This is a genomic window from Paraburkholderia hospita (assembly GCF_002902965.1).
GTDB classification, from domain to species: Bacteria; Pseudomonadota; Gammaproteobacteria; order Burkholderiales; family Burkholderiaceae; genus Paraburkholderia; species Paraburkholderia hospita.
In genome coordinates this window covers 621,200-641,671 of sequence record NZ_CP026105.1, presented here as the reverse complement: position 1 = coordinate 641,671, position 20,472 = coordinate 621,200, and the positions used below count along the sequence as shown (strand labels likewise).

The following is a 20,472-nucleotide window of genomic DNA, read 5'->3' as shown; positions in this document are numbered from 1 at the left end:
GTGCGGGTGTTTGAAGTGGGTGAGGCGTTCATTCGAAGCGTTGGCAACGAGCACCGACCAGGGCACTGTCATGTGAAGCGTGGGGACGTTGGGGGCCCGTGGATAAGAACAAGTGCTGGCGGTGTGAGCCGCTTTCTTTTGCCTACTTTTCTTTGCGGCGGCGTAACTATTCAGCGCTTGTAAACTGCTACCAGGCTATGCATAGTGAGGGACATGACGAAGATGCCCGACATCAAGGACCTGACACCGGAGCAGAAGGACGCACTCATCGTTGATCTGGTGAGGCGTCTGAACGAGCTTGAGGCAAAGCTTGAGAAGGACAGTCATAACTCCAGCAAGCCGCCGTCAAGCGATGGTCCAAGACGCAAGCCGAAGTCATTGCGCGGCACGAGCGGCGCCAGGCCTGGCGCGCAACCGGGGCACAAGGGCAAGACGCTCAAACGCGTCGCGCAACCCGATCACATCGAGATTCACCCGGTGACGCGGGTGTGCGATGCATGTAGGAGGCGGATCGCGGCAGCCAGCGTCACCGTGTTGCCCGAAGGCCGTCAGGTGATCGATCTGCCGCCCACGCGCTTTGAGGTGACCGAGCATCGCGTGCAGATCGCGCAGTGCCGCTGCGGCAAACATCACTCGGGCGCATTTCCCAAGGGCGTGAGCCAGGCGGTTCAGTACGGCCCCCAGATTCGCGCCGCGGCCGTCTATCTGACGCAATACCAGCAGTTGCCGGTTGCGCGTACCGCCCAGGCGTTAAAAGACCTGTTTGGTCTGCATGTGGGTACGGGAACCGTCCAGCACAGCATTGATCAGGCCGCGCAGATACTGGCGCCGGCGGTCGAACAGATCGAGCAGGCGCTACGCGGGCAACCCGTAGTGCATTTCGATGAGAGCTGTATGCGCGTGGGGCGCGAGTCCCACTGGCTGCATGTCGCCTCGACGCACGCGTTGAGCTGGTATGGCGCGCACCGCAAGCGCGGCAGCGAGGCGCTGGACAGCTTCGGCATTCTTCCCGGCTTTACGGGAATCGCGGTCCATGACGGCTGGCGGCCATATGCCGGCTATGAGTGTGAGCACGCGCTGTGCAATGCTCATCATCTGCGCGAACTGGTGTTCGTCCAGGAGTCCACGCAGCAACCTTGGGCCCAGCAGATGATTGATCTGCTTTGCCAGGCAAAGCGCGAGGTCGACCTCAGTCGGGCGTCAGGAAACACCGCGCTGAGCCAGGCGCGCCAACGCTATTACGCACGGCGCAGCCGCGTCCTGATCGCACAGGCGCGCAAGCTCAATCCGCAGCAGGCACGTGAGCCCGGGCGCCAGGAACGCCGCGGCAGGATCAGGCAAAGCTTTACCTGCAACCTGCTCACACGGCTTCACAAATATGCCGATGAGGTGTGGCGTTTCATTACCGATCACCGCGTACCGTTCGACAACAACCAGGCCGAACGCGATATCCGCATGCCCAAACTCAAACAGAAGATCTCCGGGTGCTTCCGCTCGGAATCGGGCATGGAGGCGTTCTGCACAATCCGCTCCTACCTTGCCACCTTACGCAAGCAGAACCGTTCGCTGATCGATGCGCTGGCATTGGGCTTTGCCGGATTCGTCGTTTCGCCTCTGGTTACCGCTGAATAGTTACGCGGCGGCAAAGAAAAGTAGGTGCCGCCCCGCACAGGGGCGACGCTTGAACGGCCAACACCATCACGCGGATGCCAGCGCAAACACAAGCAACCCACCCAGCGTCGCAAACAAAACCAAACCACCAAACCCAAAAAATCACCTGGCGGTATACCCCCCATCGATTGGCAAAGTCACGCCAGTGATCATAGAAGCCGCATCACTAAGCAAAAACAATATCGGCTCAGCAACTTCCCGCGGTTCAGCGAACCGCTTAAGCGGAATAGCCTGCAACGCAGGATCGCGTTTCGAAGGCTCGCTCCATGCCTTCACCGCCATCGGCGTCAAAGTGACAGTCGGATTAACGCTATTCACGCGAATCCCATACCCCCCAAGCTCGACACACAAAACCCGCGTAATCGCATCCATCGCAGCTTTAGAAGCGCAATAACTCAAATGATCCTCAAGCCCAACAAGCGCCGCCTGGCTAGAAACATTAACAATACTGCCTGCGCGCTTGGCATCGATCATCGCCCGCGCCACATGCCGCGCAACCAGTATCGCGCCGCGAGCATTAACGCTCATCACAGAATCAAAGCTCGACGCAGTCGTATCAATCGCACGTTCAAGCATCGCCGTGCCTGCACAATTCACGAGCCCATCGAACACATCGAGCGACGCAAGCGCCTCATCAATCGCAGCCTCATCACCGACATCGAGCACCAGGGGCTCACACCCCGTCTCCTCCGCAAGACGTGCAAGTTCGCCGACATTGCGCGCCGCCGCAACAACCTGCGCGCCGCTCGCGCACAACATCTCCACCGTCACGCGGCCAATGCCGCTCGATGCCCCCGTCACGAGTATCGAGCGCCCGGAAAAATCGAAGATCGTCTTCATTTCGCTTGCAGCCGATGCATGACCGGCTTCAACGCCGGATACAGGTCCGTATAAATGCCAAAGCGCTCCGCGTACACCGCCTGCCGCGCAGGATCGGGCTTCGCGCGCTCGATCAGCTTCACCCAGCCGCCGCGCGCCGTTTCCTGCGAAATCAGCTTCGTGCCGTACGCGGCAAGCAGCGCCGCGCCCATTGCCGCTTCCACGTCCTGCTCGATCGTGTAGACGGGAAAGCCCGTGATGTCCGCAATGATCGACATCCACAGGTCCGAATGCGCGGCGCCGCCGACGACGATCAGCTTGTCGTCGAGTGACTTCGCGCCCTTGCGCCCCGCGACGATGTTGTGCTGCAACGCGTACGCAACGCCTTCGAGCACCGCGCGATACAGATGCGCCCGCGTGTGATATAGGTTCAACCCGACAAACGCACCGCTCGCCTTCGCGTCCCACACCGGGCTGCGCTCGCCCATCAGATACGGCAGGAACATCACGCCATCCGAACCCGCAGGAATCTGCGCCGCGTCCTCTTCGAGTAATCGATGCGGATCGCCATGTGGGATCGCTTTCGCCGCTTCAATTTCCGCATGGCAGAACTGCTCGCGATACCACGTCACCGACGCGCCCGCCGTGATCGCGCCGCCGAACACATAGATATCCTGCAACCCGTTGAACACGTGCGGCATGCTGATAAGGCCATGATGCGCGTCAACGCTCTGATTGATATAGCCCCAGCACATGCTCGTGCCGATCATCGCAACGTGCTGGCCAGCGCGCGTGACACCCGCCGCATATGTGGCCATCGCCGCATCGACGCCGCCCGCGACGATCGACGTGCCCGCTTCGAGTCCAAGCTGCTCCGTCCATTGCGACAGCAAACCACCCACCACATCCGATGATTCGACCAGATGCTCCGGCATCATCGTCGCGGGTATGCCGAGCATGTCGAGGGCCTCGTCGGACCAGTCGCGCTTCGCGATGTCATACACGCCGCCGATGTTGCCCGCCGAACTGTGATCGACAGCCACTTCGCCCGTCAGCAGATAGATCACGTACGCGTTCGGCGGCAGGAAGAAGCGCGTGTTCGCCCACACATTCGGCTCGTTGTCGCGCAGCCACAGCATCTTCGTGTAGCCGTAGTAGCTGTCGACGCCATTGCCCGTGATCGCATACAGACGTTCTAGATCGACGTTCGCACGCACCGATTCGACCTGTGCCGTCGCGCGCCGGTCCATCCAGATCAGGCACGGATACAGCGGCTTCATGTCGGTATCGACGGGAATGCCCGAGCCGCCATACAGACTGCTCACGCACACGGACTTGATCGCATTCGACGCGACGCCCGCTTCACGCGCCTTCGCCACACAGCGCGAGATACATTCGATCACCGCTTTCATCCACACGGTCGGCCATTGCTCGGCCCACAACGGCTTCGGTGTGTCCGGGTGATAGCCGCTCGAATGCTGCGCGACGATTGCGCCGTTCTGGTCGACGAGCACGGCCTTCGTGCTCTGCGTGCCGATATCGACGCCGATGACGTAATTCATAGTGTCTCCGTGTGCGCGCCTCGAACGACGCGCACTGTTCATTTTTTCGGACTATCGGGCCGGCTTCATCAACACCTTGATCGAGTCGAGCGAATTCGCGACCTTGATCGCTTCGTCCCACTCTTCGAGCGAAAAGCCATGCGTGACGATGCCTTTCGATGTGACGAGCCCGCGCGCCAGTAGATCGATAGCAATCGGATAACAGTAAGGGCCCAGATGCGCGCCGCGCACGTCGAGTTCCTTGCGGTCGCCGATGATCGACCAGTCCATTGTAGTCTCCGCGCCGAACACGGAAAACTCGACAAAACGCCCGAGCTTGCGAATCAGGTCCATGCCCTGATTCACGCCCACCGGCACGCCCGTCGTTTCGATGTAGACATCGCAGCCGTAGTTGTCCGTCAGCGATTTGACGATGGCCAGCGCGTCGTCGTTCTTCGGATTGATCGTCACGTCAGCGCCGTATTCGCGCGCCAGCTCCAGCCGTTCGTCGACGAGATCGATCACGACCAGTTTCTTCGGCGTCTTCAGGTGCGCGACCTGCGTCATCATCAGACCAAGCGGCCCCGCGCCCGCGATCACGACCACATCGTCCAGTTGAACGTCGCCGCGATTGACGGTGTGAATCGCGCACGCGAGCGGCTCGATGATCGCGGCATCTTCGAGCGAGATGCCATCGGGAATCTTGTGGACAATAGCCGTCGGCGGAATGCGCATGTATTCGGCCATGCCGCCGTCCGCGACCTCGCGCTGAAAGCCGAAGATGTTGTGCACTTCGCACATCCAGTACTGGCCGGATTTGCAATAGCGGCATTTACCGCACGGCACGATCTGTTCGGCGATCACGCGGTCGCCCTTCCCCACGCCGAAATGTTCGGCCGCGCCTTCACCGATTTCTTCGACGTAGCCGAAAAATTCATGGCCCGGAATCACGGGCGCTTTCACCCACGGGCTCGGGCCGCCCCAGAACATTTTTGCGCCGGAATGGCACTTGCAGTCGCTGGCGCAGATGCCGCACGCGGCGATACGGATCACGAGTTCATGCGCGCGCGCCTGCGGCTTCGTCACGCGTTCGACGCGATAGTCTTCCGGCGCGTGACACACGATCGCCGTCATGCTTTTGCTGTTGTCCTGAGTGGTCATTGCATTGCCTTGCGATTAATGGAAACAAAGGAGTATGTGATTTCACTTCTTGCGTTCGCGGCTGATGTAGATCGCGAGCAGGATGATTCCGCCCTTGATCACGTTCTGCACGTACGGATTCACGCCGACCATGTTGAGGCCGTTGTTCAGCACGCCGAGCAGCAGCGCACCGATCAGCGTGCCGATAATCGAGCCGCGTCCGCCCGATATCGACGTGCCGCCCATCACCACAGCTGCAATCGCATCGAGTTCGAAGCCGACACCCGCGTTCGGCTGGCCGCTCATCAAACGCGACGTGAGCACCATGGCCGCGAACGACGACGTCAGGCCAGCCAGCGTGTAGACGATCAGCTTGACGCGCGCGACACGCACGCCGGACAGGCGCGTCGCCTGTTCGTTGCCGCCGATCGCGTACACATAGCGGCCAAACGGCATGCGTTCGAGCAACAGCCATGCAATCGCGTAGATCACGAGCATGATCAGCACGGGCGCCTGAATGCCGAGCACCTTGCCGCTGCCGAAGAAGCTGACCCAGTCCGGCAGGCCGTCGATCGGATAACCGCCCGTATAGATCAACGCGAGGCCGCGTGCGATACCCATCGTCGCCAGCGTGACGATGATGGGCGGCATGCCAGCGAACGCGACGAAAAAGCCATTCGCAAAGCCGAAGCCAAGCCCCACGGCAATGCCGATCGCGATCGCCGCGACGCCGTTGAGGCCCGCCACCATCAGACCCGCCGCGAGCGTGCCCGACAGCGCCATCACCGAACCGACGGACAGATCGATGCCGCCCGTCAGGATCACAGCCGTCATGCCGACGGCGATGATCGCGTTGATCGACACCTGGCGCAGCACGTTCTCGAGATTCGCCGCTGACAGAAAACTGTCGCTGGCAAACACCATCACGATGCACACAACAAGCAAACCGATAAACGGATAGAACAAGGTCGAGCGTTTGATGCTCGCCCAGTTGAGGCGAAACGGCGTGCCGGGCGTATCGGATGCGACCGTCGATGTCTTGGGAGAAGTATTAGGCGTGTTCATGCTGTGTTGCTCCACGAGTTGCAGCCGATGCACCAGCCGTTGCATAAGTCATCACGGCATTCGATTCGATCTGGTCGCCTTCGAGAATCGCTTCGATGCGCCCCTGCCGGAACACGGCGACGCGATCGCACATGCCGACGATCTCCGGCAATTCCGATGAAATCATGATGATCGAGTAGCCGCGCGCCGTGAGTTCGCGCATCAGTAGATAGATTTCCGCTTTCGCACCGACGTCGATGCCGCGCGTCGGCTCGTCGAAGATAAGGATGTTCGTGTGGTGATTCAGCCAGCGCGCGATCACCACTTTCTGCTGATTGCCGCCCGACAGCGTCGCGACTTCGGTGTGCATCGTCGGCGCCTTCACGCCAACGCGCTTCATGATGTCGGCGGTTGCCTTCGCTTCGCTGCGGTGATCGATGAAGAAGCGGCCGGTGCGGTACTTGCCGAGGTTATTGATCGAGATGTTCTGCTTGATCGAGAACGATGTGATCAGCCCTTCCGTCTTGCGGCTTTCCGGCAGAATGCCGATGCCGGACTTCAGCGCGTCGGCGGGATCGGACAGGTTCGCCGCCGCGCCGTTGATGCGGATGTCCTTCACATGTGCGGCATCCGCGCCGATCACGGCGAGCGCCGTCTCCGTGCGGCCCGAGCCGACCAGTCCCGCGAAGCCGAGAATCTCGCCTTTACGCAGCGTGAAGCGGTTGGTCGGTCCGTCCTTGTGCAACTGCAATGCGTTCACTTCGAGCACAGCTTTCGCATCGGCGGGCAATGTGGGCTTCGGCGGAAAACTGTTCTCGATCTTGCGCCCGACCATCATCTCGACGAGCCGGCTCACATCCGTCTTTGCGACATCCGTCATCCCAACATACTGACCGTCGCGCAACACGGTGATGCGGTCGCACACTTCGAAAATCTCTTCGAGATGATGCGAGATGAAAATCATCGCGACACCTTGCTGCTTCAGATCGCGCATGATCGTGAACAGATGCTCGGCTTCGGCGGGTGTGAGCGTGGCCGTCGGCTCGTCGAGAATCAGGATGCGCGCATTCAGCGACAACGCCTTGCCGATCTCGACGAACTGCTGCTGCGCAACCGATAGTTCGCGGATCGGCACGGACAGATCGATCGCAACGCCGAGCCGCCCGAAAATCTCCGACGCCGCGCGCCGCATCTTCGTCCGATCGAGCATGCCGAGCCGGTTGCGCAACTCGCGTCCGAGGAACATGTTCTCGACGGCATTCAGATACGGAATCAGACTGAACTCCTGGAACACAATGCCGACGCCCGCCGCGACGGCATCGTGATAATTCGTGAAGTGCCGTTCCTGTCCGTCGATCACGATCGTGCCGTCGTCGGGCTGATAGATGCCGCTCAGAATTTTCATCAACGTCGACTTGCCCGCGCCGTTCTCGCCGAGCAACGCGTGAATCTCGCCGCGCGCAATGTCCAGGTGTATGCCTTGCAGCGCCTTCACACCCGGAAAGCTCTTCGTGATGTTGTCGAGTTTGAGAATCGTGTCCATCGCCTTTCCTTTGCGTTTCACGGGGTGACGCAGGGCTTCGCCTGCGTCACCCCATGCACGACACGTCGCTTACCAGCTGAAACCCTTCGCGTTGTCCTTGTCGACGAGCTTCACGTCGACGGGAATCGTCTTCGGCACATTGGCGCCCCACTTCTTCGCGAGCGCCACGCCGATCGCGAGGCGAATCTGGTCACGCGGAAATTGCGCCGACGTTTCGATGAACTTCGAGTTCGGCTTCTGGAGCGCGGTGATCGCTTCCGGCGCACCGTCGACGCTCGTCAGCTTGATGTCCTTGCCCGACGATTCGATCGCGGACAACGCGCCCATCGATCCGCCATCGTTCACGCTGAAGATGCCCTTCAGGTTCGGATGCGCCTGGATCATGTTCTCGGTGACGGACAGCGCCGTCGCGCGTTCCTGCTTGCCGTTCTGCGTATCGACGATCTTCACGTTCGGAAACTTCGCGAGCGCCGCCTTGCAGCCGCGCACGCGTTCGAGAATTGGCACGACGGGAATGCCATCGAGTATCGCCACTTCGCCGCTGCCGCCAATGGCTTTCGCGAGGTACTCGCACGACATCTGGCCAGCGTCGAAATTCTTCGAGCCGACGAACGAATCGACGGGACCGTTCGCGTTCGCATCCACGGCAACGACCACGGCGCCCGCCTTCTTCGCCGCCGCAACGGCGGACTGAATGCCCGTCGAATCCGTCGGGTTCACCAGCAGAATGTCGATCTTCTTCTGCAGCATGTCTTCGACATCGCTTACCTGCTTGCTCACGTCATGATGCGCGTCGGTGACGACGACCGTTGCGCCGATCGATGCGGCCGCATCGTTCAGCGCCTTTTGCATCGTCACGAAGTACGGGTTGTTCAGTTCCTGGAACGTCATGCCGATCTTCAGCGGCGCGGGTTCGGCGGCGTGCGCAGCGAGCGGCGCGCCGAGCATCACGGCGGCAAAAGTCAGCGTGGCCCGCAGGCGCAAGGCGTGCGACTGAAGCGAAGTGTTGTGCGTCATGGCTTGTCTCCGTTTTTGAGGATGAGTGCGTCCCTCACGCGGTTTCAGCGCGTGATTAGACGATGCAGCGGTGAGCTACAGAAACGCTAGAGAAAGTGCCCTAGGTCGTCGCGAGCGGCGAGCCGTGAGGCGGATACGCCGCGGGCGCGGCGCGTGGCTGACCGTGCGTATGACTGGGCGTCTGCGCGGCCGGCACGATCGAAGGCGCGTTGGCGATGCCCTTGCCGAGCGCCGCCGCCGCTTCCGAAGCGACGCGGCTCGCGTCGTTCAGTTGCTGGAAGCGGCGGAACTTCGACGGAGCCATGCCTTTCGCGGTGAGAAACTGCCGGTTGAAGTTCGACAGATTGTTGAAGCCGACCTTGTAGCAGATGTCGGTGACGCTCAACTCGTCGTCCATCAGCAACTGGCACGCGAGATTGATACGCATGCGGTTCACGTACTGCACGAACGGCAGGCCCGTATGACGGCGGAAGTAGCGCGAGAACGCGCTCACGCTCTGACCCGCGAGTTGTGCGAGATCGGATTCGCGCAGCTCCGATGCGAGGTTCTTTCCGATATACGACAGCACATGATTGATGCGCGTCGAAGCGTAGCTGGTCGGATCGATCTGATACGCGGGGCTCGCAAGCAGTTCGCGGTCGCTCGCATTCAGCAGGATTTCCATCATCGAAAGAAACAGCACGATGCGGCGCAGGCCGCGCGCTTCGAGCAGTTCCATGAAGAGCGGCTGAATCAATGCGCTGGTCTGCGGGCCGAACGACACGCCGCGCCGCGAATCGGCGAGCAGCGCTTCGAGCGTACGCCACTCGGGAAAGCTCTCCATGCAATGCGCGACGAAGTCCTGGCCGAACTGCACGACGAGATTGCGCTGCGCAATCGTCACGCCTTCGGGCACTTCGCTGACCCAGTTGTGCGGCAGGTTCGGCCCCATCAGCACGAGATTGCCCGGTGCAAAGCCGCCGATGTAATCGCCGACGAACATCTTGCCCGTCGTCGCGACGATCAGATGGATTTCGAATTCGGGGTGGAAATGCCAGCGCACCGTGCGGTAGGGAAAGCCGTGATACCACGCTTTGAACGACTCATCGCGGCGCACGCTGACCAGTTCGAGATCGGGTTGCACGTCAGTCTCCTGTGGGCGCGGTTCAGAGCGAGGGCCGCGCATATTGCGCGCATTCCGCGCGACGCACATGCAGATCCGCATGTCGATGCGCGTGCAACCAGGTAACCGGCGTGACGATGCCCTTCATCTGTCTTCCTCCTGTTTCTTCATCAGCAGCGCGAGTTGAAGGCTCGCGGCATGAACATGCTTTATTGCTCTTGTCGTGTGTACCGAAAGTTAGACCCATGGCGCAATGGCGGCCACTAGAAATGAGACCGCCGACCGATACTTTTTTGCATTCGGGTTAGTCCTGGCCTCTGCGCTGTCAAATTTGATGCAATGCAACAGTCACGCGAATGCTTGCGCGACAGCATTCCGCGCATGTCGCGTGCGCTGCAGAAGCCCGTCCCACCGCGCTGCGCCACGAAAAGCCACGTGCTGTGCCTTGACTTTCAATCGGCCGAATACGATCATTAGTTCAAATGCAGAGCAAATGCTCTCATATTCTTCTGACATCGGCTCACAACGCCGGGACACCTTCTAGACTTATCCCAAGGAACGCACGCGAAAGACCGTGCGCATTTAGGAGACACATATGAACAGCGGCCAAAGCAGCGGCGCAAGCAAGCAGGTGATCCTGCATATCGGCGCGGGCTCGTTCCATCGCGCGCATCAGGCCTGGTATCTGCACCGGCTCAACGAAGCGCGCAAGCCAGGCGATCCGCACTGGTCGCTCAGCGTCGGCAACATCCGCAGCGACATGAACGCCGTCGCCGAAGCGCTCGCCGCGCAGAACGGCGTCTACACGCTCGAAACCGTCACGCCGCAAGGCAAGCGCGCGTACGAGACGATCCGCTCGATCGAACGTGTGGTGCCGTGGTCGGAGAATCTCGATGCGCTCGTCGAAGCAGGCGCCGATCCCGCGTGCAAGATCGTCGCCTTCACCGTGACGGAAGGCGGCTATTACCTCGACGAACACGACAAGCTCGACACGGCCAACCCCGACCTCGCCGCCGACCTGAACGGTGCGCGCACCACCATCTACGGCGCGCTCGCGGCGATTCTCGAAGCGCGCATGCAGCGCAACGCGGGCGCCGTCACGCTGCAGACCTGCGACAACCTGCGCAGCAACGGCGACCGCTTCCGCGCGGGCATGACGCAGTTCCTCGAGCGGCGCGGCGCGAGCGAATTGCGCAATTGGTTCGATGCGAATACCGCGTGCCCGAATTCGATGGTCGATCGCATCACGCCGCGTCCCACACCGGATGTGCGCGAACGCGTGAAGGCAGCCACGGGCTTCGACGATGCATGCCCCGTGATGGGCGAATCGTTCATCCAGTGGGTGATCGAGGATCACTTCATCGCCGGACGGCCGGCGTGGGAGCAGGTCGGCGCCGAGTTGGTCGAATCGGTACTGCCGTACGAAGAAGCGAAAATCCGCATTCTCAACGCGACGCATAGCTGTATCGCTTGGGCGGGTACGCTCGCCGGGCTTTCGTATATCCACGAAGGCACGCTCGACGCCGAGATTCGCCAGTTCGCTTACGACTACGTGACGCAAGACGTGATTCCGTGCCTCACGCCGAGTCCGCTCGATCTCGCGAAGTATCGCGACGTCGTGCTCGAACGCTTCGGCAATCCTTATATCCAGGACACGAATCAGCGCGTCGCGGCCGATGGCTTCTCGAAGATTCCAGGCTTCATCGCGCCGACGCTGTCCGAGTGCTTCGAGCGCAAGGTCGAGCCGAACGCGACGGCAATGCTGCCCGCGCTGTTTTTCCGCTTTCTCGACAGGTGGCAGCAAGGCAAGCTGCCGTACACGTATCAGGATGGCGTGATGGACGAAGGCGTCGCGCGCGGCTTCTTCAGCGCAGCCGATCCCGTGCAGGCGTTCTGCTCGGACAAACTGCTGTGGGGCAGCATGGCGGGCACGGCTTCGCTCGAGAAGGTGGTCCGTTCGGCAGTCGGTCGCGTCGATGCGTGGCTTGCAAAGCGCAACGGCTGAGCGCATTCATACCGGCTCGTTCTGCACATGACATCCCGGCCGCGCATGGCGACGAACCACGCGCGGTCGATCCCATTGAGCGCCGTATCCGATGGATGCGATACATGCGATGCGTCAGGTCTTTTGCGCATGGCATCGCACGCGGCATGCGGCTAAAGTAGCGCATCTCCTACCGACGAAGGTTTCGCGCCCATGTATCTCGGCATCGACCTCGGCACGTCCGAAGTAAAAGTTCTGCTGCTCGCGTCCGACGGACGCGTGGTCGGCACGGCAGGTTCTCCGTTCACCGTTTCGCGTCCGCATCAACGCTGGTCGGAGCAGAACCCGTCCGACTGGTGGCAAGGCACGCGCGCCGCGCTATTCGCGCTGCGCGACCGCTACCCGGAGCAGTTCGCGCAGATTCGCGGCATCGGGCTGTCAGGACAGATGCACGGTGCCGTGCTGCTCGACAGCGAAGACCGCGTGCTGCGCCCCGCGATCCTGTGGAACGACATGCGCGCCGTCGAAGAATGCGAGGAGCTGCTTCGGCGCGCGCCGGATCTGCATCGGATCGCCGGCAATCTGGCGATGCCCGGCTTCACTGCGCCGAAGCTGCTGTGGGTTGCGCGTCACGAGCCGGAGATCTTCCGTCAAACGGCCTGCGTGCTGCTGCCGAAGGATTATTTGCGCCTGCAACTGACGGGCGACAAGGTTTCCGATCCGTCCGACGCCGCCGGCACGCTCTGGCTCGACGTCGCACAGCGAGACTGGTCCGATACGCTGCTCGCCGCCTGCGATCTGAACCGCTCGCACATGCCGCGTCTGGCTGAAGGCAGCGCGCCGTCGGGCATGCTGCGGCCCGAACTCGCGCGCGAACTAGGCTTGCGCGAACCCGTCGTGGTCGCGGCGGGCGGCGGCGACAACGCGACGAGCGCAATCGGCATCGGCGCGACGCAACCCGGCGACGGCTTCGTGTCGCTCGGTACGTCGGGCGTGTTGTGCGTGATCGGCAACAGCTTCCGCCCGAACCCCGAATCCGCTGTGCATGCGTTCTGTCATGCGATCCCCGACCGCTGGCATCAGATGAGCGTGGTGCTGTCGGCGGCGAGCTGCCTGCGCTGGGTCTGCAAGCTCACCTCCACCGACGAGCCGACGCTGCTCGCCGAAGTCGAAAAGCTGCCCGACGAAGCGCTCGCGACTGCGCCGTTGTTCCTGCCGTATCTGTCGGGCGAACGCACGCCGCACAACGATCCGTATTCGCAAGGCGTGTTCTTCGGCATGACGCACGCAACCGATCGCGCGCTGCTCGGCTATGCGGTGCTCGAAGGCGTGACGCTTGCGCTGACGGACGGCCTCGACGCGCTGCGCGCGGCGGGCACCGAAGTGAACGCGCTGTCGCTGCTGGGCGGCGGCGCGCGCAGCAACTACTGGGCGCAACTGCTCGCCGATTCGCTGAACACCACCACGCGCAAGCACGGCGGCGGCGAAACGGGTGCGGCGCTCGGTGCGGCGCGTCTGGGCTGGCTCGCGGCGGGCGGCGATCCGGCGAAGGTGCTGACCAAGCCGCCCGTCGAAATCGAATTCACGCCGAACGCGCGGCGACATGCGATGCTGCGCGAGCGGCTCGCCAGTTATCGTGCGCTGTACCGGCATGTGAAGCCGATGTTTGCGCCCGCGCCCGAAGCGGACGCGGCGTGAACGCGTGAACCACCCGTGAAGACAGCGATGAATGTCCACGGCATGCAGCGCACCAGATCGCCTGACACAGGCTTCCTGGTGACACATCGACGTTGTGCGCATTAGAGACATTAAGACCGACAACATCGTGCCCAAGTCCACTGAAAAGCTCGATCTCGCGACGCGCGCCGCCTGGCTCTACTACGTCGCCGGCAATACGCAGAACGAGATCGCGGAAAAACTGCAGGTATCGCGGCCCGTCGCACAACGGCTCGTCGCGTTCGCCGTCGAGAAGAACCTGATTCGCGTGCGCGTCGATCATCGGCTGGCGGACTGTCTGTCGCTCGCCGATCAGCTGTCGAAGCGCTATGGCCTGTCGATGTGCGAAGTCGTTCCCGTCGACAACGACAAGCCCGACGAAATCGACCGCAAGCTCGCCGTCGCGGGCGCGCAGGTGATGGAACGCTATCTCGGCGAAGAAAAGCCGATGGTCGTCGCGGTGAGCAGCGGCCGTACGCTGAAGGCCGTCGTCGATCAGGTCGGGCAACTGGAGCGGCCGCAGCATCGGCTGGTGTCGATGGTCGGTGCGATTGCGCAGGACGGCTCGTCCAACCGCTACGACGTCGCGCTGCACATCTCGGAGAAGACGGGCGGCAAGCACTTTCTGTTGCCCGCGCCGTTGATCGCCGATAGCGAAGCGGAACGCGCGCAGTGGTGCAATCACCGTCTGTACCGGATCGTCGAATCGCTGTCGGGCGACGCGGATGTCGCGTTCGTCGGGATCGGCAATATCGGGCTGCGTTGCCCGCTGCATGAAGACGGTTTCATCACATCGGATGAAGTGGAAGAACTGGTGTCTCTGGGCGCGGTGGCGGAACTGCTCGGACTGCCGATCGATGCGAACGGCGCGCGCGTCGAATCGCCGACGGGGCGCCGCGTGACGAGCTTGCGGCTCGATTCGCCGCCCAAGCGGCCCGTGATCGGCTTCGCGGGCGGCGAACGCAAGCGCAATGCGGTGATTGCCGCGTTGAAGGGCGGCTGGCTGTCGGGGCTCGTGACCGACGAGTTGTGCGCGCGCGCCGCGCTGAATCACGGCGCCGCTTAGTCCGCGCCTGCGCGCGGCTCGCTTGCGCTAGAGGGCTTCGAGCGCGCTGCGCAGCGCTTCGACGACGGGCGACCAGTCGCCCAACACCTGTTGCCGGAAAAGCCGCGCGCCTGGGTACCACGGGTTCGTCTCACCCGACATCATCCAGCGCCAGTCGGCCTGCTTCGGCAGCATCACCCATACCGGTTTGCCGAGCGCGCCCGCCAGATGCGCGACGGACGTATCGACGGTGATGACGAGATCCAGTGATTGGATCACGGCTGCCGTCGTGTAAAAGCTGTCGAGCGACTGGCCAAGCGCGCAGATCGGCCAGCGATGCGCAACGCCATCGAGTTGCGTCTCTGGCGCTCCCTTCTGCAACCCGAACCATGCAAGACCGCCGACCGACGCAAGCGGTTCCAGCGCCGCGAGCCGCGCCGAACGGTAGACATCGAGGTAATGCCCCGGATTGCCCGCCCATACCAGGCCGATCTTCTTGCGCGACCCTGCGGTCTGTTCGAGCCGCGCGCGCCATGCGGCAACCTGCGTGTCATCCACGGACAGATACGGCACTGCGCTCGGAATCGCGTCGTCGTGTAGCCACGCGGGCACGCTCATCATCGGGCAGCAGTAGTCGTAACCGGCGCCTTTGGGTAACGCCGTCAACACGTCGTTCACGCCGCGCACGCGGGCAAAGAGCGGCGCCAGTTCCTCGCTGGTCCACACGTCGACGGTTGCGCCCATGTCGTGCAGCACGCTCGCATAGCGAATGAACTGCAACTGATCGCCTGCACCCTGTTCACGCGTCAGCAGAAAGCGCTTGCCTTCGACCGGCTCGCCCCGCCATTCGGGCATCTCGCACTCTGGGTAATCGCGCAATCCGCTCGGTGTCGTCTTGCGATGCTCGTAGTGCTCCCAGCCCTTGCGAAAATTTCCGCGCCGCAACTCCGACATGCCGAGCAGCTTGTACGCATTCGAAAGATCCGGCGTGAGTTCGATTGCGCGCCGTAAGTGATGATCCGCTTCGTCGTAACGCGACATGCACGTCAGCGTGAACGCGACGTTGTTGTGCAGCGTCGGCGAATCGGGCAAGGCCTCCAGCGCGCGCTGATATCTGACGAGCGCATCCTCGAACTTCAACTGGCCATCCGTTGCAAACGCGATCCCGAACAGCGCGTGCACGTTTTCCGGTTCCTTTTGCAATGCGCGTTCGAAACAATCCGCGGCTTCCGCATGGCGGCGCACGGCGTTCAGCGTCAAGCCGAGACCCAGCAGCACGCGCAGATCGTCGGGCGCGTAACGTGCGGCGTATTCATAGGCTGCCACGGCATCATGTGGACGGGAAAGGACTTCGAGCATGTCCGCGCTGCCGAGCGCCGCTTCGAACAAGTCGTGATCGAGAGCAAGTGCGCGCTGGAAGTGGTTCAGCGCTTCTTCGGGTTTGGACAGACGCCGCAGCGCCTTGCCCAAGTTGCAGTGCGCGAGCGCATCCTGCGGCGCGCATTCGACTGCTCTTCGAAAAAAATCGGCCGCGCCTTCGTTGTCACTGCGCGAAAGCGCAGCGATTCCGCGATCGTTCAGACAGTCCGCGTCGTCAGGCCGCAGCGCAAGCGACGTATCGAAGCATTCGATTGCGCGCTCGAGATCCGCGCGCTGCAAGTACAGCACGCCAAGCATGTAGAACGTGTTCGCATCGTGGGGCTGTGCGTCGAGGATCGCGCGATACGCCTGTTCGGCGCGATCGAGCTGGCCGGCGCTGTGCAGCGCGAGCGCGTGATCGACAGCCGGTGTCGAGACGGTTTCTTGAGGTGTGAGAGTGGAAGCGTTGTGCATGGCGTCTTGAGTCGGCCGCACGCGCATGGTCGCGCGGTCTTGGGAGCAATCGCGCGGATGACGTGTTCGGGGCAATGGACGGAGAACGGACAGAACCCACCTGAAGAACCGCTCAGATGCGCGCTGTCAGACGATGCACAATTTTGATATGAGATAGGTGGCAGATAAATCGGAAAAGTCCGAGTCTGCAAATAGGAAAGGCGCCGTTGCAAAGCATGCAACGGCGCCTTCTTTGCGTGCAGGATCAGGCCGCGAGCACTTCGACGATCTTGCGATGGAACGCCTGTCCGTCGCTGTCGAACAGATGGCAGTGATCGGGCGTTGCGCCGACCCGGATCGTGCCGCCCTTCTCATGTCGCTCGAGCGGCGGAATACGCGCGATCAGGCCATCCGGCGCAACGCTGCTTTCAGCGTACAGATACGCTGCATCGCCGAGCGATTCGATCGCCATAACGCTGGCCGACACGCCATTGTCGGGCAGGTCGAGATGCAGATGCTCGGGGCGAATACCGACGGTCACCTTGTCGCCTTCTTTCGCGCGGCCCGGCTCGACCAGCACGAGCTGCGTCTCGCCCGTTTCGTACTTGACGAGCACACCGCTCGCCGACACCGACTGCACGACGCCTTCGAGGAAGTTCATCTTCGGCGAGCCGATGAAGCCCGCCACAAACCGGTTCGCCGGCGCGTGATACAGCATGTTCGGGCTGCCGACCTGCTCGAGATTCCCCGCCGACAACACGACGATCTTGTCGGCGAGCGTCATCGCTTCGACCTGATCGTGCGTCACGTAGATCATCGTGGTCTTCAACTCGTCGTGCAGGCGCGCAAATTCGAGGCGCATCTTCACACGCAGCGCGGCGTCGAGGTTCGACAGCGGTTCGTCGAACAGGAACACCTTCGGCTTGCGCGTGATCGCGCGGCCGATCGCCACACGTTGACGCTGGCCGCCCGACAGCTGCTTCGGCTTGCGTTCGAGCAAATGGTCGATATGCAGGATCTTCGCGGCGTTGCGCACGGCGGCGTCGATCTCCGGCTTCTTCGTGCCCGCGAGCTTCAGGCCGAACGCCATGTTGTCGTACAGCGTCATGTGCGGATACAGCGCGTACGACTGGAACACCATCGCGATGCCGCGCTTGGCGGGCGGCACGTCGTTCATGCGTGTACCGTCGATATTCAGGTCGCCGCCCGAGATGTCTTCGAGGCCGGCAATCATCCGCATCAGCGTGGACTTGCCGCAGCCGCTTGGGCCGACGAACACGACGAACTCGCCGTCCTGGATGTCGAGGTTGATGTTGCGCATCACCTCGTTGTCGTCGTAAGCCTTTCTGATGTTGCGCAGAGTTACGCTTGCCATGATGTGTCTCCGAATTTCCGTACTACGTTTAATCGTTTCGCCGATGCCTTCACGCCACCGTCACGCGCTGCAACCATCGCGCGACCAGTTCCGGCAATTGCGTCATGTCGTCGAATACGTGTTGCGCGCCCACGCGGCGCAGCGCGCCGACCTGATCCTCGCTCGCATGGCCGCCGCCGATGAACCCATACACCGTCATGCCCGCTGCCGTCGCAGCCGTCACGCCCGCCACGCTGTCCTCGATCACGAGGCACGCTTCCGGGTTCACGCCCAGCCCGCGCGCGGCGGCGAGATAAACGTCGGGCGCCGGCTTCGGATGCGCGACGGAATCGGCGCAGAAAAGCCGGTCGCCGAAATGCTTCACGAGGCCCGTGCGCGCCAGCGCCGCTTCGACATACGCGCGAAAGCTGTTGCTCGCGCAGGCCTTCGTCAACGGAATGCTCGCGAGCGCGGCCTCGATGCCGTCGACCATCGGTGCCTTGACGGCCGCGCGTTCGACTGCGCTGCGAATCGCTTCGACGTCGACTTCGGCGAGCGTCCTGCCGAGCGCCGATGCCGTGCCTGAGAGCACGCGTTCCGTGCGCAGGCCGAGCAACGGCATCACGACGGGCGCGACATCCGTGCCGGGCCAGCGCGCTTCCAGCTCCTCGACGAGCACCGCGGCGGCGACGGCTTCGCTGTCGATCAGCACGCCGTCGCAATCGCAGATGAGCGCAAGCTTCGCCTCTGTTCTGATCTCCGTCACTTGACCGCCCCGAAGGTAAGGCCACGCACCAGCTGTTTCTGCGAAACCCAGCCGACGATCAGGATAGGCGCGACGGCCAGCAGCGACGCCGCCGACAGCTTCGCCCAGAACAAGCCTTCAGGACTCGAATACGACGCGATGAACACCGTCAGCGGCGCGGCGTTAGAACTGGACAGGTTGATGCTCCAGAACGCCTCGTTCCACGACAGGATCACGAGCAGCAGCCCTGTAGATGCAAGCCCCGGCAACGACATCGGCATCAGCAGATAGACGATTTCCTGCCACGTCGCCGCGCCGTCGATGCGCCCCGCTTCGAGAATGTCGCGCGGAATTTCCGCGAAGTACGTGAACGACATCCACACGGCAATGGGCAGATTGATCAGCGTGTAGACGATCACGAGGCCGCTCACGCTGTCGAGCAGTCCGCTGTTCTTCCACAGCAGATAGATCGGCACCAGCACGCCGACGGACGGCATCATCTTCGTCGACAGCATCCACAGCAGCACTTTCTGCGTGCGCCGCGTCGGGAAGAACGCCATCGCGTAGGCGCACGGCACGGCCAGAATCAGGCACAGCAGCGTGACGCCAACCGAGATCAGGATCGAGTTCCACGCGAAGCCGAAGTAATTGCTGCGCGCGAACACTTCGCGGAAGCTTTCGAGCGTCGGCATGAAGAACAGCGACGACGCGTAAGCCTGCTGCTCCGTCTTGAATGCCGTGATGGTCATCCAGAAGATCGGGAAGAACAGCAGCAGCGCAATCAGCCACGCGAGGATGCCCGGAATGCTGCGCCGGACGATGGCCAACGGCGAGTTCGTTTTCGAAAGATTCGTCGTAACAGGTGTAGCGGCGACCTGGCTCATTTTTCGTACTCCCCTTTCAGGTTCTTCGCGAGCATGCGCACGAGGAAGAACGACACGATATTCGCGAGCACCACAGCGAGAATCCCGCCTGCGGACGCGAGGCCAACGTCGAACTGTTGCAGGCCGAGCGCGTAGATCAGGTACGACAGGTTGGTCGTCGCGTTGCCCGGACCGCCGCCCGTCGTCGTGTAGATTTCAGCGAAGATCGACAGCAGGAAAATGGTTTCCATCATCACCACGACCGCGATCGCGCGTCTCAGGTGTGGCAGCGTGATGAAGAAGAACATCGCGAACGGACCGGCGCCGTCGATCTTCGCCGCTTCCTTCTGCTCCTGATCGAGCGACTGGATCGCCGTGAACAGAATGAGAAACGCGAACGGCAACCACTGCCACGCGACGATGATGATCACGGCGATCAACGGATAGTCGGCGAACCAGTCGATCGGCGTCATACCGAGCGCACGCATGCCTTGCGCGATCAATCCATACACCGGGTGCAGGATCATGTTCTTCCAGATCAGCGCGGAGACGGTCGGCATCACGAAGAACGGCGCGATGGCGAGCAGCCGCGCGACGCCCTGCCCGTAGAACTTGCGGTCGAACAGCACCGAGAGCAGCACGCCGCCAACCACCGTGATCACCAGCACCGAGATGATCAACTGCATCGTGTGCAGGATCGACGGGCCGAAGGACGGGTCACTGGCAAGAAACTTATAGTTTTCGAGACCCGCGAAGCCCTTTACGTCAGGATTCAGCAGGTTGTAGCGCGAGAACGAAAACCAGATCGTCATCGCGAGAGGAATCGCCATCCACAGGACGAGAACGCCTACGGACGGCATGACGAGCCAGCGCGCGTGCGCGGCCTTGCGCTCTTCGCGCTCGTGTTCGGTTTGGGGATGGGCATGCATGAGGGGTAGACGCAAGTGTTGACGCATGATGGACCACCTCTTCGGTAGTGCGCGGTCCGCGGGGCGTGCGGCACGCTGTGCTGCCAGGGTCCGGCTGACGATGCGCTGTCAGCCGGCGCTTTCCATCTGATCCGGCTTACTTACTTC

The 20,472-nt window shown here is 62.2% G+C and carries 16 protein-coding genes; 4 read left to right on the top strand and 12 right to left on the bottom strand.

The features are described from left to right. Positions 1-213: 213 nt before the first annotated feature. Complete coding sequence (tnpC, locus tag C2L64_RS02790) at positions 214-1,632, top strand: IS66 family transposase (protein WP_079483617.1); 1,419 nt, start codon at positions 214-216, stop codon at positions 1,630-1,632. A gap of 141 nt (positions 1,633-1,773) precedes the next feature. Here tnpC and C2L64_RS02785 read toward each other — a convergent pair whose 3' ends face one another. The 7 genes from C2L64_RS02785 to C2L64_RS02755 all read right to left on the bottom strand — a co-directional run bounded on the left by C2L64_RS02785 (position 1,774) and on the right by C2L64_RS02755 (position 9,898). Then, positions 1,774-2,511, bottom strand: a complete 738-nt coding sequence (locus C2L64_RS02785; protein WP_090835996.1) for an SDR family oxidoreductase — start codon at positions 2,509-2,511, stop codon at positions 1,774-1,776. Continuing rightward, complete coding sequence (locus tag C2L64_RS02780; protein ID WP_090835995.1) at positions 2,508-4,052, bottom strand: FGGY-family carbohydrate kinase; 1,545 nt, start codon at positions 4,050-4,052, stop codon at positions 2,508-2,510. The genes C2L64_RS02785 and C2L64_RS02780 overlap by 4 nt, the downstream gene beginning before the upstream one ends. A 51-nt stretch (positions 4,053-4,103) precedes the next feature. Then, positions 4,104-5,192: an erythritol/L-threitol dehydrogenase gene (locus C2L64_RS02775; protein WP_007578918.1), complete on the bottom strand. Its 1,089-nt coding sequence runs from the start codon at positions 5,190-5,192 to the stop codon at positions 4,104-4,106. Positions 5,193-5,234: 42 nt separating this feature from the next. Then, positions 5,235-6,236, bottom strand: a complete 1,002-nt coding sequence (locus C2L64_RS02770; protein WP_007578919.1) for an ABC transporter permease — start codon at positions 6,234-6,236, stop codon at positions 5,235-5,237. Next, a complete protein-coding gene (locus tag C2L64_RS02765) occupies positions 6,223-7,758 on the bottom strand; it encodes a sugar ABC transporter ATP-binding protein (RefSeq protein ID WP_090835994.1) in 1,536 nt (511 codons plus the stop codon). The genes C2L64_RS02770 and C2L64_RS02765 overlap by 14 nt, the downstream gene beginning before the upstream one ends. Before the next feature lie 69 nt (positions 7,759-7,827). Next, positions 7,828-8,775, bottom strand: a complete 948-nt coding sequence (locus C2L64_RS02760) for an ABC transporter substrate-binding protein (protein WP_090835993.1) — start codon at positions 8,773-8,775, stop codon at positions 7,828-7,830. 100 nt (positions 8,776-8,875) lie between these two features. Further along, complete coding sequence (locus tag C2L64_RS02755; RefSeq protein WP_090836002.1) at positions 8,876-9,898, bottom strand: AraC family transcriptional regulator; 1,023 nt, start codon at positions 9,896-9,898, stop codon at positions 8,876-8,878. Positions 9,899-10,472: 574 nt separating this feature from the next. Here C2L64_RS02755 and dalD point away from each other — a divergent pair. The 3 genes from dalD to C2L64_RS02740 all read left to right on the top strand — a co-directional run bounded on the left by dalD (position 10,473) and on the right by C2L64_RS02740 (position 14,643). Next, complete coding sequence (gene dalD, locus C2L64_RS02750; protein ID WP_090835992.1) at positions 10,473-11,882, top strand: D-arabinitol 4-dehydrogenase; 1,410 nt, start codon at positions 10,473-10,475, stop codon at positions 11,880-11,882. Positions 11,883-12,074: 192 nt separating this feature from the next. Beyond that, positions 12,075-13,559, top strand: coding sequence for a xylulokinase (xylB, locus tag C2L64_RS02745; protein ID WP_007744636.1), 1,485 nt, complete (start codon positions 12,075-12,077; stop codon positions 13,557-13,559). Positions 13,560-13,686: 127 nt separating this feature from the next. Continuing rightward, positions 13,687-14,643: a sugar-binding transcriptional regulator gene (locus C2L64_RS02740; protein ID WP_035537984.1), complete on the top strand. Its 957-nt coding sequence runs from the start codon at positions 13,687-13,689 to the stop codon at positions 14,641-14,643. Between the two features lie 27 nt (positions 14,644-14,670). Here C2L64_RS02740 and C2L64_RS02735 read toward each other — a convergent pair whose 3' ends face one another. From C2L64_RS02735 to C2L64_RS02715, 5 genes are all read right to left on the bottom strand, one after another. After that, positions 14,671-16,455 (bottom strand): tetratricopeptide repeat protein, encoded by a 1,785-nt coding sequence (locus C2L64_RS02735; RefSeq protein WP_244144572.1) that lies wholly within the window; start codon positions 16,453-16,455, stop codon positions 14,671-14,673. A 244-nt stretch (positions 16,456-16,699) separates the two neighbouring features. Further along, the gene (locus C2L64_RS02730; RefSeq protein WP_007578929.1) at positions 16,700-17,809 is read right to left on the bottom strand and encodes an ABC transporter ATP-binding protein; all 1,110 of its coding nucleotides are present in this window, start codon (positions 17,807-17,809) and stop codon (positions 16,700-16,702) included. A gap of 49 nt (positions 17,810-17,858) precedes the next feature. Next, positions 17,859-18,554 carry an HAD family hydrolase gene (locus tag C2L64_RS02725; RefSeq protein ID WP_086919524.1) on the bottom strand — a complete coding sequence of 232 codons (696 nt, stop codon included), beginning with the start codon at positions 18,552-18,554 and terminating at the stop codon, positions 17,859-17,861. After that, positions 18,551-19,417, bottom strand: a complete 867-nt coding sequence (locus C2L64_RS02720) for a carbohydrate ABC transporter permease (protein ID WP_007744646.1) — start codon at positions 19,415-19,417, stop codon at positions 18,551-18,553. The genes C2L64_RS02725 and C2L64_RS02720 overlap by 4 nt, the downstream gene beginning before the upstream one ends. Beyond that, entirely contained in the window at positions 19,414-20,352 is a 939-nt protein-coding gene (locus C2L64_RS02715) for a carbohydrate ABC transporter permease (RefSeq protein ID WP_007744648.1), read from the bottom strand. Before C2L64_RS02715 ends, C2L64_RS02720 begins: the two co-directional genes overlap by 4 nt. Between the last annotated feature and the right edge of the window lie 120 nt (positions 20,353-20,472).

Bases quoted from the DNA above. Each gene is read 5' to 3' on its own strand.
- tnpC (WP_079483617.1), top strand. From the start codon at position 214: ATGACGAAGATGCCCGACATCAAGGACCTGACACCGGAGCAGAAGGAC.
- C2L64_RS02785 (WP_090835996.1), bottom strand. From the start codon at position 2,511: ATGAAGACGATCTTCGATTTTTCCGGGCGCTCGATACTCGTGACGGGG.
- C2L64_RS02780 (WP_090835995.1), bottom strand. From the start codon at position 4,052: ATGAATTACGTCATCGGCGTCGATATCGGCACGCAGAGCACGAAGGCC.
- C2L64_RS02775 (WP_007578918.1), bottom strand. From the start codon at position 5,192: ATGACCACTCAGGACAACAGCAAAAGCATGACGGCGATCGTGTGTCAC.
- C2L64_RS02770 (WP_007578919.1), bottom strand. From the start codon at position 6,236: ATGAACACGCCTAATACTTCTCCCAAGACATCGACGGTCGCATCCGAT.
- C2L64_RS02765 (WP_090835994.1), bottom strand. From the start codon at position 7,758: ATGGACACGATTCTCAAACTCGACAACATCACGAAGAGCTTTCCGGGT.
- C2L64_RS02760 (WP_090835993.1), bottom strand. From the start codon at position 8,775: ATGACGCACAACACTTCGCTTCAGTCGCACGCCTTGCGCCTGCGGGCC.
- dalD (WP_090835992.1), top strand. From the start codon at position 10,473: ATGAACAGCGGCCAAAGCAGCGGCGCAAGCAAGCAGGTGATCCTGCAT.
- xylB (WP_007744636.1), top strand. From the start codon at position 12,075: ATGTATCTCGGCATCGACCTCGGCACGTCCGAAGTAAAAGTTCTGCTG.
- C2L64_RS02735 (WP_244144572.1), bottom strand. From the start codon at position 16,455: ATGCACAACGCTTCCACTCTCACACCTCAAGAAACCGTCTCGACACCG.
- C2L64_RS02730 (WP_007578929.1), bottom strand. From the start codon at position 17,809: ATGGCAAGCGTAACTCTGCGCAACATCAGAAAGGCTTACGACGACAAC.
- C2L64_RS02720 (WP_007744646.1), bottom strand. From the start codon at position 19,417: ATGAGCCAGGTCGCCGCTACACCTGTTACGACGAATCTTTCGAAAACG.
- C2L64_RS02715 (WP_007744648.1), bottom strand. From the start codon at position 20,352: ATGCGTCAACACTTGCGTCTACCCCTCATGCATGCCCATCCCCAAACC.